The sequence below is a fragment of the Herbiconiux sp. genome, from assembly GCF_004297105.1.
Taxonomy (GTDB): domain Bacteria; phylum Actinomycetota; class Actinomycetes; order Actinomycetales; family Microbacteriaceae; genus Herbiconiux.
This window is the reverse complement of the sequence record NZ_SCVE01000015.1, coordinates 1-16150: the sequence shown is the minus strand read 5'-3', so window position 1 is coordinate 16150 and position 16150 is coordinate 1. Positions and strand designations below refer to the sequence as shown.

Sequence of the window (16150 nt, the reverse complement as noted above, 5' to 3'; positions counted from 1 at the left end):
CACCATGGGTTTCCTCGACCGCCTTCTCGGCCGTGAAGAGCCGCAGCAGCAGAACTACTACCCGCCGCAGAACGTGCCCGCACAGGCATCCGCTGCGCCCCGCACCGACGACGAGATCGCCGTCGAGCGCTACCGCTACCTCCTGCGCACGGCGCCGCCCGAGACCATCGAGCAGGTGCACGAGGAGGCCTTCACGAAGCTCACCCCCGAGCAGCGCCACATCCTCTTCACGCAGCTCAGCGAGAACGCTCCGGCCGGCGATGCGCCACGCGGTGAAGACCCCCGGTCGCTCGCGCAGTCGGCCACCCGCTCCGAGATCCGCCAGCCGGGCACCATGGAGCGCTCCTTCAACGGCGCCGGCCAGGGCAACGGAGCCCAGGGTGGCGGCGGCATGGGCTTCGGCGGAATGCTCGCCTCGTCGATGCTCGGCACCGTGGCCGGCTACGTCATCGGCTCGGCCATCGTCAGCTCCTTCATGCCCTCACCCGGCGCCGATCAGGCGGCCGACGGCGGCAGCGGCGACGGCTCGGGCGCAGACGGCGGCGGCACGGATGCCTCAGGCGATGCATCCGGCGACGTCACGGCCGACGGCGGCGGCTGGGGCGACTCGGGCGGCGGCGACTGGTCGGGCGGCAGCGGCGACTTCGGTGGAGGCGACTTCGGCGGCGACTTCGGCTTCTGATCGTCGGCCCGGCCGTGGCCCGGAATCACAGGCCCGCAGTGGCGGTGAGGGCCACGACGCGCGCCGAGTCGGTAGAGTCGGCGGTATGACTGACCTGCGCATCGTCGAGCACGAAGAAGACGACATCGTGACCTACTTCGTGGCCACCGACCTGAACCCCGAGGAGTTCCCGGGCGCCCCGACCCTCGGGCCGTTCGATACCCGCGAGGAGGCCGAGCAGGCCATCAAGGACTGGGACCAGGAACTCGTCGACGACGCCACCCCCGACGAGGCCTGAGCCCCCACCGGGGGCCGAGCCTCCGCGCGTCGGTGCGGCGAGGCGTTCTCGTGGCTAGGAGTTCTGCAGGATGACGACCACCGAGATGGCCCCGACGCTGAGCGCCACGAGCCCGATGATCACGATCCAGGCGAGAAGTCGTGCGCGGCCGAGCCGGCCGATGAATCCGCTCGGGGGCCCCTGGTCGTCGTCGTCATTGCTCATGCCTCGACGATAGCGGGTACGGTATGAGTCAGCCCAGGCCGCGCCGCTGCGCACACGGGTGAGCACTCCCCGTCGACACCGAAGAAGGCGATGAACGCATACGAGAGCCGGCCCTGGCTGACCAGTTATTCACCTCGGCTCGCTCCGACGATCGACGAGGTCGAGTCCACCTCCGTCGGTGCGCTGGTGAAGGCCACCTGCACGCGCTTCGCCGACAGGCCGGCCTATTCGAACATGGGCGCGGTGCTGACGTTCCGCGAGATCGACGAGCTCTCCGACCGGTTCGCCGGCTTCCTGCTCGGCGAACTCGGGCTCTCCAAGGGCGATCGCGTCGTGCTGCAGATGCCGAACCTGCTGCAGTACCCGGTGGCGGTCTACGGCGTGCTGAAGGCCGGTCTCGTGGTGGTGGGCGCGAACCCGCTCTACACCGCGAAGGAGATGAAGAAGGTCTTCATCGACTCCGGCGCCGTGGCCATCGTCGCGCTGCAGAACTTCGCCGACAAGCTCGAAGCAGTGGTGGCCGACACGAGCATCCAGCACGTGGTGCTGACGGATGTGGGAGACCTCCTGCCCGCGCCCCAGCGCATCGTCACGAACTTCGTGGTGAAGCGGGTGCGCAAGATGGTGCCGAAGCACGATCTGAAAGGCACGACCTCGTTCCGCGAGGCGCTCGAGAAGGGGCGGAAGCACGCATCCCTCGCGCGCCCCGAGGTGGGTCTCGATGACACGGCGCTGCTGCAGTACACGGGAGGCACCACGGGTGGCACGAAGGCCGCCGTCATCACCCACCACAACCTGCTCGCCAACCAGGCCCAGATGCTCGCGCCCATGCGGCTGCGGCTCGACGAGGGCGAAGAGACCATCATCGCGGCCCTGCCGCTCTACCACATCTTCAGCCTCACGGTGAATGCGCTGGCCTTCTTCGCGTTCGGGTCGCACAACGTTCTGGTCACCAATCCGCGCGACACCGCCGACCTCGTGAAGACGCTCGACAAGACGAAGCCGAGCGTTCTCATCCTGGTGAGCACCCTGGCGGCGTCGTTGCTCGACAACGCCCCCTTCCGGGCCCTCGACTTCGAACGCGTGAAGCTCGCGGTGGCCGGCGGCATGGCCGTTCGAGGTGCCACCGCGAAGGCCTGGCGCGAGGCGACGGGCAGCGACATGCTCGAGGGCTACGGCCTCACCGAGGCCTCGCCGGTGGTGGCGGTCAACCCCACCTGGGACACCCCGCGCGTCGGCACCATCGGCCTCCCGCTGCCCTCCACCGACATCGAGATGCGTGACGAGGAGGGCAACGTCGTTCCGCTCGGCGAAGCCGGCGAGATGTGCGTGCGCGGCCCGCAGGTGATGAAGGGCTACTGGAACCAGCCCGAGAACACCGCCGAGGTGCTCGACGAGGGCGGCTGGCTGCGCACCGGCGACGTGGCCTCGATGAGCGACGACGGCTACATCACCATCGTCGACCGCAAGAAGGACATGATCGTGGTCTCGGGGTTCAACGTCTACCCGAGCGAGATCGAAGAGGTCGCGATGTCGCATCCGAAGGTCAAGGATGCCGGCGTGGTCGGCGTGCCCGACGACCGCTCCGGCGAGACCCCGGTGCTCTTCATCGTGAAGGCCGACGACTCGCTCACCGACGACGAGCTCACCGCCTTCCTCAAGAGCGAGCTGGCGGGCTACAAGCGCCCGCACCGCATCATCTTCCGCGACGACCTGCCCAAGTCGAACGTGGGCAAGGTGCTGCGCCGCGAGTTGAAAGACCTGCTCTAGGCCGAGGCCTTCGGCCGGCGCCAGAAGATCGTGCCCGCGATGACCGCGGCGACCACGAGGGTGACGAGGAGCAGCACCACGCCGAGCGAGACGGCCTCGACGGCGAGCGGAAGCAGCAGAACCACCGCGGCGCCGCCGAGTGAGAGAGCCGGCGGGATCACGGTGGGACCGATCATCGGACGGTAGAGAACCCACATCATCACGAGGTACACCGCCACCGGGATGGCCACGGCGTAGGCCACCACCACGAGTGGTGCCTCCACATGGTGCCCCACCGCCTCGACGCCCACCTCGAGCCCGGCGCCCACTGCGGCGAGCGCCGCGAAGATGAAGTAGTGCCCGTAGCCCCAGAGGAACGAGCGGCGGCGGTTCTTCTCCAGTCCCTCGTGCGCGGGCTCCAAGAAGTAGACCCACCACAGCCCGAACAGCAGCGCGAGACCGGATGCCGCGAGCAGCACGAACTCGCCGGTCGACGCTCCGGCGCTCACGATGCTCTGCACCCCCGTGGTGGCAGCGAGCACCGACTCGCCCAGCACGATGATGGTGAACAGCGCGTAGCGTTCGGCCACGTGGTGCGGGTGCCAGCGGGTCATCCCGGGCCGCTCGGCCCAGACCGGCACCGCCATCTCGGCCGCCGCGAGCACGGCGAAGATGGCCACCTGCGCGCCGAGTGGCAGCCCGGCCGTAGTGAAGAGCCGGATGATCCACAGCGCCTGCACCACGGAGATGCCGAGCGCGTAGCGGAGGGCGGTGGACCGCCCCGACGGATCCTGTGCCGCCGCCCGCAGCCACTGCACCACGAGCGCGACGCGCATGATGAAGTAGCCGAGCGTGACCAGCAGGTAGTCGCCGGCCTCGAAGGCACTCGGCACCCCGGCCGCGAGCACCAGCACACCGCCCATCTGCACCATGGTGAGCAGGCGGTACGGCACGTCGTCGGTGTCGTAGGCCGAGGCGAACCAGGTGAAGTTGAGCCAGGCCCACCAGATGGCGAAGAACACCATGAGGTAGTTGGGCAGCGCGTCGCCGACGTGGCCTCCGGCGATGGCATGGGCCAGCTGCGACACGATCGACGCGATGGCCACCACGAAGGTGAGGTCGAAGAGCAGTTCGAGAGGACTCGACACGCGGCCGGGCTCGTCGATGTCGCGGGCGCGCATCCGGATGACCGGCACGATGCCGCTGAGAGCGCGGGGAGTGTGCTCGTTCGCCATGGCAGAAGCCTAGGGCCAGCGGCGAGCGCGCCTCAGACGAACAACAGCACGAATTGCACGACGACGGCCACGATCCCGAGCCCGAGCAGGATCCACCCCGTGGTGCGCAGCGCACGCCCCTCGTGCGTCGGATCATCGGTGCGCCCCACCGACGGATCGCGCGGGTTCACGTACACGGTGACGTCGTCGCCGGGCTCGAGCACCTGCGTCTCGTCTTCGATGGCGGGCGCCTCGTAGAGGACGCCGTCGTCGCCCAGCCAGCGGTACACCCGGTTGCCGGCCGCATCCACCACCACGACGCCGAGGGTCTCGGTCCAGCCCCGGAAGAACGCTCCCCGGACCAGCCCGACCACGAGGAGCACCGCACCGGCGGCGAGGCCGATCCAGGTGAACAGCTCGGTGATCAACGAGACGGCGCCGATCGGATCCTGCATGCTGCAACCCTATTGCTCCCGCGCCGCCGGCCGGCCGCTGACTAGAGTGGCAGCGTGAGCGGCGTGCAACTCCTCCTGGTGATCGTGGGCGCGATCGCGGTCACGGGCATCGCGCAGCGCCGCGGTCTCCAGCCGGCCCTCGTGATCACCCTGGTGGGCTTCGCGGCCTCGTTCATCCCCGGTTTCGAACGCCTCGAGCTCGACACCGAGATCATCCTCGGCCTCGTGCTGCCACCGCTCTTGTATTCGGCGGCGCTCAACTTCTCGTTCGTGTCGTTCGCCCGTAATTTCCGGCCCATCCTCGGCCTCGGTGTGGGGCTCGTGGTCGTCACCACGCTCGCGGTGGGCGTGTTCGCCGCCTGGATCGTTCCCGCGCTCACGTTCGGCACCGCCCTCATCCTGGGGGCCATCGTGGCGCCTCCGGATGCGGTCACCGCGGTGGCGATCGGGCGCAAGCTGGGGCTGCCGAAACGCGTCATGTCGATCCTCACCGGCGAGAGCCTCGTGAACGACGCCGCCGCGCTCACGCTCTTCTCGATCACCGTGGCCGCGGTCGTGGGCACCCACACCTTCGTCGAGAACCCGATCCTGCTCTTCGGCTACAGCGCGGGCGTCGGGATCGTGGTGGGCATCGTGCTCGCCACGGTGGCCACCCTCATCCGGAGGCTGCTGAAGGACTCGGCGCTCGAGACCGTCCTGGGGCTCATCGTGCCGTTCGCAGCGTACCTGCTTGCCGAGCAGCTGGAGGCGTCCGGCGTGATCGCTGTGGTGACCGCGGGCTTCGCCATCGGCTCGTCGTCGGCGCGCTCGGGCTATGCGACCCGGCTGCAGGAGCGCCAGGTGTGGTCGTCGCTCGATGTGCTGCTCGAGGCGTTCGTGTTCGCCTACATGGGTCTGCAGCTGCGATTCGTGATCGACGATCTGCAGGGCGCCGGGCAGTCGGTGTGGGCCGTGTTCGGCGCGGGAGCCCTCATCCTGCTCGTGGTGCTGCTCGTTCGGCCCGCGTGGGTGTTCCTGTCGTACGGCCGCAACTTCCTGGGCGACAAGCTGATGCGGCGCAAGATCGCGAGCGATGTGCGGGTGCGGGAGCGCATCGAGCGGGAGAACGCGGAGCGCGTGGCTCGCGGTCGCAAGCCGCGACAGTTCCCCGTGTTCTTGAACTGGCGCGAGAGCGTCGTGGTGTCGTGGACGGGCATGCGCGGCGTGGTCACCCTGGCGGCGGCCGCCGGTGTGCCGCTGGCGCTCGCCAACGGGGATCCGTTCCCCGGCCGCGCCGAGATCCAGGCCATCGCCTTCATCGTGGCCGTGGGCACCCTGCTCGTGCAGGGGCTCACGCTGCCCGCGCTCATCCGGCGGCTGAAGCTGAGCGACCCGAAACAAGACGAGTACGACCGGGAGCAGGCGAAACTCGCGCACAAGGTGGCACGGGAAGCCACCGGGGAGGTCTACCGCGAGTTCATGGCGAATCCTCCCGAAGGCGTGCCCGTCGAGATCATGGAGCGCATCGCCCAGGCCGTGGCGCGGCAGTCGGAAGACGCCGAACGCGAGACCGAGGTGGAGAACGCAGCGGGGAGGGGCGGTGAGGAGTTCGGCACCCTGTACCGAAAGATCCTGCAGGCCCAGCGTGCGGCCATCGTTCACGAACGCGACCGCAACCAGCTCGACGACGACGCCGCCCGCGAGTTCCTCGAGAACCTCGACTACCAGGAGGCCGCGATCGTCGCGCGCCTCGGCAACAGACTCTGAGCCGCATCCGCATCCGCATCCACCGCACGACTCGACGAGGAGAACCATGATCATCACCTTCGAGGGAACCACCCCTCAGCTCGACCCGACGGCCTGGGTCGCCCCCACGGCCGACGTGATCGGCGACGTGCGGCTCGGCCCGCAGGCGAGCGTGTTCTACGGCGCGGTGCTGCGCGGCGACGCCGACCCCATCACGATCGGGCCGCGGTCGAACCTGCAGGACAACGTCGTGGCCCACACGGATGAGGGTTCCCCCGTCACCATCGGCGACGGCGTCACCGTGGGGCACCGCGCGGTGCTGCACGGCTGCACGGTGGAGGACGGCTGTCTCATCGGCATGAGCGCCACGCTGATGAACGGCTCGGTGATCGGCGCACAGTCGCTCGTGGCGGCCGGCGCGCTGGTGCTCGAGGGCACGATCGTGCCGCCCGGGTCGCTCGTGGCCGGTGCCCCCGCGAAGGTGCGGCGCGCCCTCACCGACGAGGAGAAGGCAGGGCTCGTGCGCAGCGCCGAAACCTATCTGCGGCTCTCCGCCGCGCATGCGGCGGCCACCGCCGAAGCCTGACCAGGCCCATCCGCCGGGGGAGTCGAGGCGGCGCGCGAGCCGTCACGGAGACACCGTTACGCGGCGTTTCCGCCCGGGCACACCGGGTGAGGGGCGCTCGTAGACTCGAACCATGGCCAGTGAAGCGCGCGTGCACGTCATCCACGAGAATCCCGAGTGGATCCCTCCTCTCGCGCAGGCGTTGATCGCCGAGGGGGTGCCGTTCGACGAGATCCTGCTGACGGAGGAGAACGGATACAGCGGGCTCGATCTCGACGCCGATCCGGCTCCCGGGGTGTACTGGTCGCGCATGAGTGCGTCCGCACACACCCGGGGCAACCCCCACGCCAAGGACTACACCCGGGCCCTTCTGAGCCGGCTCGAGGCATCCGGCGCCCGCGTGGTCAACGGCCGGCCCGTGATCGAGATCGAGGTGAGCAAGGTGCAGCAGCACGCGCTGCTCTCCCGCGCGGGGTTCGATGTGCCGCGCACCGTCGCGGTCTTCGGTCGCGAGCGGCTCGTCGAGGCCGCGCACGACTTCGCGCCGCCCTTCATCTCGAAGCACAACCAGGGCGGCAAGGGTCTCGGCGTGCGCAAGTTCGACAGCCTGGAGGAGTTCGAGGCCTACGTCGCGAGCCCCGACTTCGAGGAGCCCATCGACGGCATCACACTCCTCCAGGAGTTCCTCGTCGCCGCGGAACCCTTCGTCACCCGTGCCGAGTTCGTGGGCGGCCGGTTCGTCTACGCCGTGCGTGTCGACACCTCGGCCGGCAGCTTCGAGCTCTGCCCGGCCGACGCCTGCGCGGTGCCCGGAGCGGATGGTGCGGAGCCCGCCCCCCTGTTCGCGCTTCGCGAGGGCCTGGATGACGACCCGCTGATCGCGCGGTATGAGGAGTTCCTCGCTGCCCAGGGCATCGAGATCGCCGGCATCGAGTTCATCGAGACCGCCGACGGCCGCCGGGTCACCTACGACATCAACACGAACACGAACTACAACCCCGACGTCGAGGCGGCGAGCGCCGTCTCGGCGCCCCGCGAGATCGCGCGGTTCCTCGGCCGCCTGCTGGAGGAGACCCGATGAGCGCCATGCGGTTCGGCTACTGGACGCCCATCTTCGGGGGCTGGCTGCGCAACGTCGACGACGAGGAGACGCCGGCGACGTTCGAGCACGTGAAGACGGTGGCGCAGACGGCCGAGCGGATCGGTTTCGACCTCACGCTCATCGCCGAGCTGAACCTCAACGACATCAAGGGCCAGGAGGCGCCGAGCCTCGACGCCTGGGAGCTGACCGCGGCCGTGGCGGCCGTCACCGAGCGACTCGAGATCATGACGGCCATCCGGCCCGGCTACCACCTGCCGGCTGTCGCGGCCAAGCGCGCCGCCACGATCGACGACATCTCGGGCGGCCGGTTCTCGCTCAACGTGGTGTCGGCGTGGTGGGCGGAGGAGGCGCGGCAGTACGGTGGCATCTTCTCCGAGCACGACGACCGCTATCGGCGCAGCCTCGAGTTCGTCGAGATCCTGAAGGGGCTGTGGTCGCAGACGCCGTACAGCTTCGCGGGCGAGTACTACACGCTCTCGAACACGTACCTCGCGCCGAAGCCGCAGGTCACCCCGGTGATCTACGCCGGTGGCGAGAGCGAGGGCGGCAAGCAGGCCATCGCCCGGTTCGCCGACGCCTACGTGACGCACGGCGGTACCCCGGACGAGCTGCGCGCCAAGGTCGCCGACCTCACCGAGCGTCGGGCCGCTGTCTCAGCGACCCCGTTCAGCGCCTTCGGCATGGCGGCCTATGCCATCGTGCGGGACACGGAGGAGGAGGCTCAGGCCGAGCTCGAGCGCATCACGGATGTGCGCGGCGGTGCCGCCTACGAGTCGTACCAGGACTTCGTGTCGAAGTCGCAGCTCGACACCCCGGTCGACCTGCGCGACTACTCCGTGTCGAACCGCGGCCTCCGGCCCGACCTCGTGGGCACGCCCGACACGGTGGCCCGCCGCATCCGGGAGTTCTCCGACGCGGGCGTCGACCTGCTGCTGCTCCAGTTCTCGCCGCACCTGCGCGAGATGCAGCGGTTCGCCGAGCAGGTCATCCCGCGGGTGCGGGACCTCGAAGACTGAACGCACCGTTCAGGGCCGGTGGGTATCCTGACGGCATGGCAGAGCTCACCCCTGCCGACTCGCTGATCGACGACGAGCTGCTGGCTCTCATCCGGTCTCGGGCGGCCATCCACGATCGCGAGAACACCTTCCCCGACGACGATCTGCGCGATCTCACGGCCGTGGGATATCTCCGGATGCTCGTGCCGACCGCCCAGGGCGGCCTCGGCTTCGGCCTCGCCCGTGTTGCGCGGGAGCAGACCCGGCTCGCCACGGCGGCGCCCGCCACCGCTCTCGCCATCAACATGCACCTCGTGTGGACCGGTGTGGCGAAGGTGCTGCTCGACCGCGGTGACGAGTCGCTGGTGTGGCTTCTGGAGGAGGCCGCCCAGGGGGAGGTCTTCGCGTTCGGCAACAGCGAGGCGGGCAACGACCTCGTGCTCTTCGACTCACGCACGGCGGCCGATCCGCTGGCCGACGGCGGCTACCGCTTCACGGGCCGCAAGATCTTCACCTCGCTCTCGCCCGTGTGGACCCGGCTCGGCGTGTTCGGTCGCGACGACTCCGATCCGGATGCACCCCTGCTCGTGCACGCCTTCCTCGACCGATCGACGCCGGGGATCACGAGTCTCGACGACTGGGACACGCTCGCCATGCGCGCGAGCCAGAGCCGCACCACGGTGCTCGACGGCGCCGTCGCCCCCGCGTCTCGCGTCTTCCGTAAGCTGCCGCCCGGTCCGAGCCCCGACCCGCTCATCTTCGGCATCTTCGCGAACTTCGAGATCCTGCTGGCCGCCGTCTACACCGGCATCAGCCAGCGGGCCGTCGAGCTCGCCGTCGAGGCCGCGCATCGGCGCACCTCGCTCAAGGCGGGTGGCCGGCCGTATGCGCACGACCCCGACATCCGCTGGAAGGTGGCGGAAGCCGGCATCCTGCACGATGCGCTGCCCCCGCAGATCGAGGCGCTCGCGCGCGATGTCGACGAACTCGCCCCACACGGTGCCGCCTGGTTCCCGAAGCTCGTGGGCGTGAAGGTCCGCGCCACCGAGAGTGCCCGACTCGTGGTCGACCAGGCGCTGCGCGTCTCGGGCGGTTCGGCCATCGCCTCGTCGAGCGAGCTCGGCCGGCTGTACCGCGACGTGATCGCAGGGCTCTTCCACCCCTCCGACGGCGAGTCGGCGCACGCGACCGTGGCGAACGCGCTGCTCGGGCCCGTACCGGAGTGATGTCCGCCCGATCGACGGCATTCGGCCGCGGCCGGATACTCGTGCTGGCGGCCCTGGTCGCCGGCGTCGTGGCGGTTTCCGGGTGCACCGCGGGTGGTCCTTCGGCGGGGCCGAGTGCCACATCATCTGCAGCGACTCCGTCGGCGGCTCGGGACCGCGGGGCGTTCCCGGTGCTGTCGCCTGAGGCGCGCATCCGGCTGTACGCCGCTTCACGGCTGCAGTCGATGACCCTCGAGCAGAAGATCGCCTCGATGTTCGTGGTGCACATTCCGGGGTCCGACCCCGCGCCGGTGCAGGGCTACCTCGCCGCGAACGGAGCCGCGGGCGTGCTGCTGCTCGGCGACAACGTGCCGGGCTCGACGCAGCAGACCGCCGCCTTCACGGCGGCGCTGCAGACCGGCGACGGGCTCGGAACCGTGATCGCCATCGACGAGGAGGGCGGCATCGTGGCGCGGCTCTCGGCCGACACGTTCCCGGCCGCCGAGACCTTGAAGAACGAGCCGGCCGCGGCCACAGCGGATGCGTTCCGCCAGCGGGCCGCGCTGGTGCGGCAGGCGGGCGCGAACGTGAACTTCGGAGTGATCGCCGACACCACCGCCGATCCGGGCTCCTTCATCTACGATCGCGTGCTCGGCACGGATCCGGCCACAGCGAGCGAGCGCGTCGCCGCGGCGGTCACTGCCGAGAACGGCCAGGTGCTGAGCACCCTCAAACACTTCCCGGGCCACGGCCAGGTGCCGGGCGACTCGCACGACTCGCTGCCCTCGACCGACATCTCGATGGAGCAGTGGTCGACCAGCGACGAGCCGCCGTTCCAGGCGGGAATCGATGCGGGCGCCCCCCTCGTGATGTTCGGGCACCTCGTCTACACGGCCGTCGACAGCGCTCCGGCGTCGTTGTCGCCCGCCTGGCACGCGCTGCTGCGCGAGCGGCTCGGCTTCGAGGGAGTGGCGGTGACCGACGATCTGCTCATGCTCGAGGCATCCGGGGTGCCGGCCTACGCCGACCGCACCACGAACGCCGTCGCCGCGGTCGCGGCGGGAAACGATCTCCTGCTCTACAACTCGACCGTCGACCTGCCGCCGCTCGTGGCCTCGATCGCGAACGCGGTGCGATCCGGGGAGATCGCCGAGTCGGCCGTCGATGAGGCGGTGCTGCGTGACCTCGTTCTGCGTCGGGGGATCTGGTTGCAGCAGCATCCCGACGCGGCGCTCTGAGCACGGGCCGCCCGACGACCTGACCGGGCCCGACGACCTGACTAGTGGGTCGGCGGTGCGGGAGGCGCAGACGGTGTGGTCGCGTCGGTCGGGGCCGAGTGCTGCGGCTGTGTCGCATCCGTGGCCTGAGGGTGCTGCGGGGCGTTGGGACTCCGTGGTTCGCGGGGCCCGTGGGGGCCGTGGGGCTTCTTGGCCCGCCGGCTCAGCACCACGACGAGCACCACGATCGCGGCGATCACCGCGAGCGGCAGGAGCCACGGGATGAGCACGCCGACCACCACGACGAAGCCCGAGAGGGCCGCCGTGAGCGAGGCCCAGCCGGTGGCGAGCCCGCTCCAGAAGTCGCCGGGCACGTTCGTGGGCAGCACGCCCTTCTGCTGGAGGTCGAGGGTGATGGTGGAGTAGGAGATCTGGTCGGCGAGGTACTGCTTCTGCGAGGTGAGGCTGTCGAGCTGCGACTGCCGGTCGGAGATGGCGGTCTCGAGCTGCACGAGGTCGGCCGTGGTGGCGGCCTGGCCGACGAGGGCGAGCAGCCGGTCGACGGAGGCCTGCAGGGCTTTGATCTGCGCATCGAGATCGCGCACCTGCAGTGTGACGTCGTTCGCCGAGAGCGACACCTGCTCCACGGTGCCGAGGGAGCCGAGTTCGTCGACGGCCTTGTCGACCGAGTCCGACGGGATGCGCACGGTGAGCTGGGCACTCGGGCGTTGGTTGTCGGTTCCGGCTTGCAGCGTTCGGGAGTCGATGCGACCGTTCAACTGGTCGACGATGGTCACCGCCTGGTCGGTGGCCGCGGTGGGGTCGTCGACGGTGACGGTCATCCAGCCGGTGGTGATGACGCTCTGATCGACCTTCGTCGTGGCATCCGAGCCGGCCGCGCCGCCGCTCTCGGAGGTGAACGAACCATCGCTCTGCGACCCGCTGCCGGGCTCCACGAGTTCGACGGGACCGCCGGATGCCGTGGTGGACGAGGCGGAGCACCCGGCGAGGAGGAGGGCCGTGGCGACGGCGGCGGAAGCGAGGATCGTTCGTCTCATGGCGCTCACACTAGGGATGATCGACTGAGTCGTGGCTGGGACCGCGCAGATGGTTATCCGGTCGTTATCCGAGGGCGGGCCGAACGCCCGGAGAGTCGGCCGGGAGGCGTCCGCGGTCACGAGCGGCTTCGCGAGGATCGTTCTACGGTGGAGACCACATCGGCAGACGAAGGAGACGATCATGGGATTCATCGACAACGCGAAGGACGCCGCGGAGGCCACCGGCAAGAAGATCGGCGAGGTGCTCGACGACACCAAGGAGCGCATCAGCGACCGTGTCGATGAGGCCAAGGCGGATGCCGAGGTGAAGCGCGCCGAGAGCGACGTGAAGAAGGCCGAGGCCGAGCGCGACGCCACCAAGGCCAAGAACGAGTACAAGGAAGACCTGCGCGACTGATGTCGCTCGGGCTGTTCGGGAGCGGCGGGTAAGGTCGAAGGATGCAGCAGCGAATCCTCGGCCGGACCGGCCGCTCCGTCTCATCCATCGGCCTCGGCACCTGGCAGCTCGGCGCCGACTGGGGCGACGTCGACGAGAGCGCGGCACTCGACGTGCTGGGCGCATCCGTTGCAGCGGGGGTCACGTTCTTCGACACCGCCGACGTCTACGGCGACGGGCGCAGCGAGACTCTGATCGGCACGTTCCGGCGCGCGAACCCTTCGCTCGACCTGACGGTCGCCACGAAGATGGGGCGTCGGGGTGCGCAGGACGAGGCCGAGTTCACACCGGCCAACTTCGCCGCCTGGACGGATCGGTCGCGCCGCAACCTCGGCATGGAGACCCTCGATCTCGTGCAGCTCCATTGCCCGCCCACCGCGGTGTTCTCGAGCGATGCCGTGTACGACGCGCTGGACGCCCTCGTGGAATCGGGGGCGATCGCGGCCTACGGCGTGAGCGTCGAGACCTGCGACGAGGCGCTCGCGGCCATCGCCCGGCCTCACGTGGCCTCCGTGCAGATCATTCTGAACGCGTTCCGGTTGAAGCCGCTCGATGAGGTGCTGCCCGCCGCGGCGGATGCGGGCGTGGGCATCATCGCTCGCGTGCCGCTCGCCTCGGGCCTGCTGAGCGGGCGCTACACCGCCGACACCGCGTTCGCTGCAGACGACCACCGCTCGTACAACCGCGACGGCAGCGCGTTCGACGTGGGCGAGACCTTCTCGGGCGTCGACTACGCGCAGGGAGTGGCGGCGGCGCAGGAGTTCTCGGCGCTCGTCGAGCGCACCATGCCGGGTGTCGCTCCGGCGGCGGCCGCGCTCGCCTGGGTGGCGGCAAGGCCGGGTGTCTCGTCGGTCATCCCGGGGGCGCGCAATCGGGCGCAGGCGGAGTCGAACGCGGCCGCGGGGTCGCTCGAGGTTCCGGCCGAGCTCGAGGCCGGGGTCGTCGAGCTCTACGACCGGTACTTCCGGGCGAGCATCCACGCGCGGTGGTGACCGTGTAAGTATGCGAAAAAAGACGACCGAGGCCATATACGGCGTCGGTCGTCTTTTTTCGCATACTTACACGATCAATTGCGGTCGTTCGGATCGACGCCGGTGCGCTCGCCCGTCTCGAGGGTGGCGATGACGGCGAGGTCGTCGGCATCCAGTTCGAAGTCGAACACGTCGATGTTCTCGCGGATGCGCGACGGGGTGACCGACTTCGGGATGACCGAGACGCCGAGCTGGACGTGCCAGCGGATCACGATCTGAGCCGGCGACTTGCCGTGCTTGGCGGCGAGCGCCTCGAGCGGCTCGTTGCCGAGGACCTTGCCGCGCGCGAGGGGCGACCATGCCTGCGTCACGACGGCGTGCGAGGAGTCGAAGGCGCGCAGGGACTGCTGCGGCAGCCACGGGTGCAGCTCGACCTGGTTCACCGCGGGGGCCACCCCGGTGTCGGCGATGAGGCGCTCGATGTGCTCGGGGTGGAAGTTCGCGACACCGATCGAGCGCGCCCGGCCCTCGGAACGGATGCGCTCGAAGGCACGCCAGGTGTCGACGTAGCGGTCGACCTTGGGGGCGGGCCAGTGGATCATGTAGAGGTCGACGTAGTCGAAGCCGAGGCGCTCGAGCGACTCGTCGAAGGAACGCAGGGCCGAGTCGTAGCCGTTCTCGGTGTGCCAGACCTTGGTGGTGACGAACACATCCTCGCGAGGGATCGCGCTGCGGCGCACGCCCTCGCCGACCCCCTCCTCGTTGAGGTACATCGACGCCGTGTCGATGAGCCGGTAGCCGTTCTGGAGGGCGAACGAGACGGCCTCGGCCGTCTCGGCATCCGTGGCCTTGTAGACACCCAGTCCGAGTTGCGGGATGCTGCGGCCGTCGTTGAGGGAAAGCGAGGGGGAGAGGGCGTCGGGCATGCCCTCATTATCCCGTGATGGCCTGAACGGGTTCCGTGTCGGGGATGGGGCTGGCGTCTCGGCCACGGAGGTCGGGGTGGAACCGTTTGCCGAGGAGCGGGACGAGGAAGCCCACGAAGGCGAGGGAGGCCGCCACCACGAAGGCACCGACCGAGCCGATGCCGTCGATGAGGAAGCCGGCCAGCGCGGAGCCCACCGCTGCGCCGATGAGCTGGCCGGTGCCGACCCAGCCGTAGGCCTCTGCGGTGTCGCTGAAGCGCACGCTCGACGAGACGATGGCGAACATCACCGCGAGGGCGGGGGCGATGCCGATGCCCGCGATGAAGAGGGTGATGGCGAGCCACCACACGTTGAGCCAGGCGGCGGCAATCGCCGTGCCGAAGAACACGATGGCCATTCGACGGGCGAGGGCCCACGGGCCGATCGGCTTGTGGCCGAGCGAGAGACCGCCCACCAGGGAGCCCACCGCGAACACGGCGAGAACGATGCCGGCCTCGGCGCCACCCTCACCGAAGGTCGACACGACCCCGGCCTCGATGGCGGCGCACGCAGCCACGAGCAGGAAGCCCACGATGGTGGCCAGCAGCACCGGCGGCTTCTTGAGCACCACGCCGAGTTTGCGCTTCGAACGGGGGATGCGCACCCGGCCGAGCTCGGGGCTCGTGAGGAACCAGATGCCGCCGCCGACCAGGAAGACGACGGCCAGCATGATGCCCCAGACGGTGCCGATCTGGATCGACACGAACGTGGTGATGACGGGGCCGAGCACCCAGATGATCTCCTGGGCGGACGCGTCGAGGGAGAAGAGCGGGGTGAGCTGCTTGGAGTTGACCATCTTCGGGTAGATGGTGCGCACGGCGGGCTGGATGGGCGGCATCGTGAGGCCGGCCACGAAGGCCACCGCCATGTCGGCGGCGATGCCGAGCGGGAACAGCGCAATGGTGCTGATGGCCAGCGAACAGATGATCATGGTGCCGAGGATGACGGGCCGCATGCCGAGCACACCCATGAGGCGGCTCGTGAGCGGGCCGGCGATGGCCTGCCCGATGCTGAGCGCGGCGAGCACGAGCCCGGCGACGCCGTAGGAGCCCGAGGTGTGCTCGATGTGCAGCAGGAACGCGAGCGAGAGCATCCCGAACGGGAACCGGGCGGTCAGCTGAGCCGCGATGATGCGGGCGACGCCGCGCGTCTTGAGGAGACTCGTGTAACTGCTCACTAAGCAAGCTTAGATTGTGCTGGCTGCTGTGCTGGGTGCTGGTGGTTCGATGCCGCTTCGCGGCGTCGAACCGCCAGGCGACGCCGGTCCCTGCCCGGCGGCGCGCGACATGCTGCGCGGGCGCCAGAACGTGCCGTGCCGCTGGCGCGGCGC

General features: G+C 69.6%; 17 protein-coding genes. 11 read left to right on the top strand and 6 right to left on the bottom strand.

The genetic code is table 11. The features are described from left to right. Positions 1–4 precede the first annotated feature (4 nt). Positions 5–682: a hypothetical protein gene (locus EPO52_RS12350; protein WP_290806903.1), complete on the top strand. Its 678-nt coding sequence runs from the start codon at positions 5–7 to the stop codon at positions 680–682. 85 nt (positions 683–767) lie between these two features. Next, positions 768–959, top strand: coding sequence for a hypothetical protein (locus tag EPO52_RS12345; RefSeq protein WP_290806901.1), 192 nt, complete (start codon positions 768–770; stop codon positions 957–959). A 54-nt stretch (positions 960–1013) separates the two neighbouring features. Here the strand turns inward: EPO52_RS12345 and EPO52_RS12340 are convergent, their stop codons facing one another. Continuing rightward, entirely contained in the window at positions 1014–1163 is a 150-nt protein-coding gene (locus tag EPO52_RS12340; protein WP_290806898.1) for a hypothetical protein, read from the bottom strand. 90 nt (positions 1164–1253) lie between these two features. On the opposite strand from EPO52_RS12340, the gene EPO52_RS12335 reads away from it, so the two are divergent. Next, positions 1254–2933 carry an AMP-binding protein gene (locus tag EPO52_RS12335; RefSeq protein ID WP_290806897.1) on the top strand — a complete coding sequence of 560 codons (1680 nt, stop codon included), beginning with the start codon at positions 1254–1256 and terminating at the stop codon, positions 2931–2933. On the opposite strand, the gene EPO52_RS12330 is transcribed toward EPO52_RS12335, so the two are convergent. Both EPO52_RS12330 and EPO52_RS12325 read right to left on the bottom strand, forming a co-directional pair. Then, entirely contained in the window at positions 2930–4147 is a 1218-nt protein-coding gene (locus EPO52_RS12330; RefSeq protein ID WP_290806895.1) for a low temperature requirement protein A, read from the bottom strand. The two genes, EPO52_RS12335 and EPO52_RS12330, sit on opposite strands and share 4 nt — an antisense overlap. Positions 4148–4179: 32 nt before the next feature. Beyond that, entirely contained in the window at positions 4180–4581 is a 402-nt protein-coding gene (locus EPO52_RS12325; RefSeq protein WP_290806894.1) for a sortase, read from the bottom strand. Between the two features lie 54 nt (positions 4582–4635). On the opposite strand from EPO52_RS12325, the gene EPO52_RS12320 reads away from it, so the two are divergent. The 6 genes from EPO52_RS12320 (at position 4636) to EPO52_RS12295 (ending at position 11411) form a co-directional block, all read left to right on the top strand. After that, on the top strand, positions 4636–6327 hold the full coding sequence (locus tag EPO52_RS12320; protein WP_290806892.1) for a sodium:proton antiporter: 1692 nt from the start codon (positions 4636–4638) through the stop codon (positions 6325–6327). Between the two features lie 46 nt (positions 6328–6373). Next, entirely contained in the window at positions 6374–6892 is a 519-nt protein-coding gene (locus EPO52_RS12315; RefSeq protein WP_290806890.1) for a gamma carbonic anhydrase family protein, read from the top strand. Between the two features lie 112 nt (positions 6893–7004). Beyond that, a complete protein-coding gene (locus EPO52_RS12310) occupies positions 7005–7952 on the top strand; it encodes an alpha-L-glutamate ligase (RefSeq protein WP_290806887.1) in 948 nt (315 codons plus the stop codon). Beyond that, positions 7949–8989, top strand: coding sequence for an LLM class flavin-dependent oxidoreductase (locus tag EPO52_RS12305; protein ID WP_290806885.1), 1041 nt, complete (start codon positions 7949–7951; stop codon positions 8987–8989). The genes EPO52_RS12310 and EPO52_RS12305 overlap by 4 nt, the downstream gene beginning before the upstream one ends. Before the next feature lie 35 nt (positions 8990–9024). After that, positions 9025–10194: an acyl-CoA dehydrogenase family protein gene (locus EPO52_RS12300; RefSeq protein WP_290806882.1), complete on the top strand. Its 1170-nt coding sequence runs from the start codon at positions 9025–9027 to the stop codon at positions 10192–10194. 170 nt (positions 10195–10364) lie between these two features. Further along, complete coding sequence (locus EPO52_RS12295) at positions 10365–11411, top strand: glycoside hydrolase family 3 N-terminal domain-containing protein (protein ID WP_290806879.1); 1047 nt, start codon at positions 10365–10367, stop codon at positions 11409–11411. Positions 11412–11452: 41 nt separating this feature from the next. Here EPO52_RS12295 and EPO52_RS12290 read toward each other — a convergent pair whose 3' ends face one another. Continuing rightward, complete coding sequence (locus EPO52_RS12290) at positions 11453–12448, bottom strand: DUF4349 domain-containing protein (protein ID WP_290806877.1); 996 nt, start codon at positions 12446–12448, stop codon at positions 11453–11455. A 181-nt stretch (positions 12449–12629) separates the two neighbouring features. On the opposite strand from EPO52_RS12290, the gene EPO52_RS12285 reads away from it, so the two are divergent. Further along, complete coding sequence (locus EPO52_RS12285) at positions 12630–12845, top strand: hypothetical protein (protein ID WP_290806874.1); 216 nt, start codon at positions 12630–12632, stop codon at positions 12843–12845. A 41-nt stretch (positions 12846–12886) separates the two neighbouring features. Next, a complete protein-coding gene (locus tag EPO52_RS12280) occupies positions 12887–13876 on the top strand; it encodes an aldo/keto reductase (RefSeq protein ID WP_290806871.1) in 990 nt (329 codons plus the stop codon). A 74-nt stretch (positions 13877–13950) separates the two neighbouring features. Here EPO52_RS12280 and EPO52_RS12275 read toward each other — a convergent pair whose 3' ends face one another. Together EPO52_RS12275 and EPO52_RS12270 are read right to left on the bottom strand one after the other, a co-directional pair. Beyond that, a complete protein-coding gene (locus EPO52_RS12275) occupies positions 13951–14781 on the bottom strand; it encodes an aldo/keto reductase (protein WP_290806868.1) in 831 nt (276 codons plus the stop codon). 7 nt (positions 14782–14788) lie between these two features. After that, positions 14789–15997: an MFS transporter gene (locus tag EPO52_RS12270; protein ID WP_290806865.1), complete on the bottom strand. Its 1209-nt coding sequence runs from the start codon at positions 15995–15997 to the stop codon at positions 14789–14791. Positions 15998–16150: the final 153 nt, after the last annotated feature.

Excerpts from the sequence above, each read along its gene's own strand:
- EPO52_RS12350 (WP_290806903.1), top strand. The coding sequence starts at position 5 with ATGGGTTTCCTCGACCGCCTTCTCGGCCGTGAAGAGCCGCAGCAGCAG.
- EPO52_RS12345 (WP_290806901.1), top strand. The coding sequence starts at position 768 with ATGACTGACCTGCGCATCGTCGAGCACGAAGAAGACGACATCGTGACC.
- EPO52_RS12340 (WP_290806898.1), bottom strand. The coding sequence starts at position 1,163 with ATGAGCAATGACGACGACGACCAGGGGCCCCCGAGCGGATTCATCGGC.
- EPO52_RS12335 (WP_290806897.1), top strand. The coding sequence starts at position 1,254 with ATGAACGCATACGAGAGCCGGCCCTGGCTGACCAGTTATTCACCTCGG.
- EPO52_RS12330 (WP_290806895.1), bottom strand. The coding sequence starts at position 4,147 with ATGGCGAACGAGCACACTCCCCGCGCTCTCAGCGGCATCGTGCCGGTC.
- EPO52_RS12325 (WP_290806894.1), bottom strand. The coding sequence starts at position 4,581 with ATGCAGGATCCGATCGGCGCCGTCTCGTTGATCACCGAGCTGTTCACC.
- EPO52_RS12315 (WP_290806890.1), top strand. The coding sequence starts at position 6,374 with ATGATCATCACCTTCGAGGGAACCACCCCTCAGCTCGACCCGACGGCC.
- EPO52_RS12310 (WP_290806887.1), top strand. The coding sequence starts at position 7,005 with ATGGCCAGTGAAGCGCGCGTGCACGTCATCCACGAGAATCCCGAGTGG.
- EPO52_RS12305 (WP_290806885.1), top strand. The coding sequence starts at position 7,949 with ATGAGCGCCATGCGGTTCGGCTACTGGACGCCCATCTTCGGGGGCTGG.
- EPO52_RS12300 (WP_290806882.1), top strand. The coding sequence starts at position 9,025 with ATGGCAGAGCTCACCCCTGCCGACTCGCTGATCGACGACGAGCTGCTG.
- EPO52_RS12290 (WP_290806877.1), bottom strand. The coding sequence starts at position 12,448 with ATGAGACGAACGATCCTCGCTTCCGCCGCCGTCGCCACGGCCCTCCTC.
- EPO52_RS12285 (WP_290806874.1), top strand. The coding sequence starts at position 12,630 with ATGGGATTCATCGACAACGCGAAGGACGCCGCGGAGGCCACCGGCAAG.
- EPO52_RS12280 (WP_290806871.1), top strand. The coding sequence starts at position 12,887 with ATGCAGCAGCGAATCCTCGGCCGGACCGGCCGCTCCGTCTCATCCATC.
- EPO52_RS12275 (WP_290806868.1), bottom strand. The coding sequence starts at position 14,781 with ATGCCCGACGCCCTCTCCCCCTCGCTTTCCCTCAACGACGGCCGCAGC.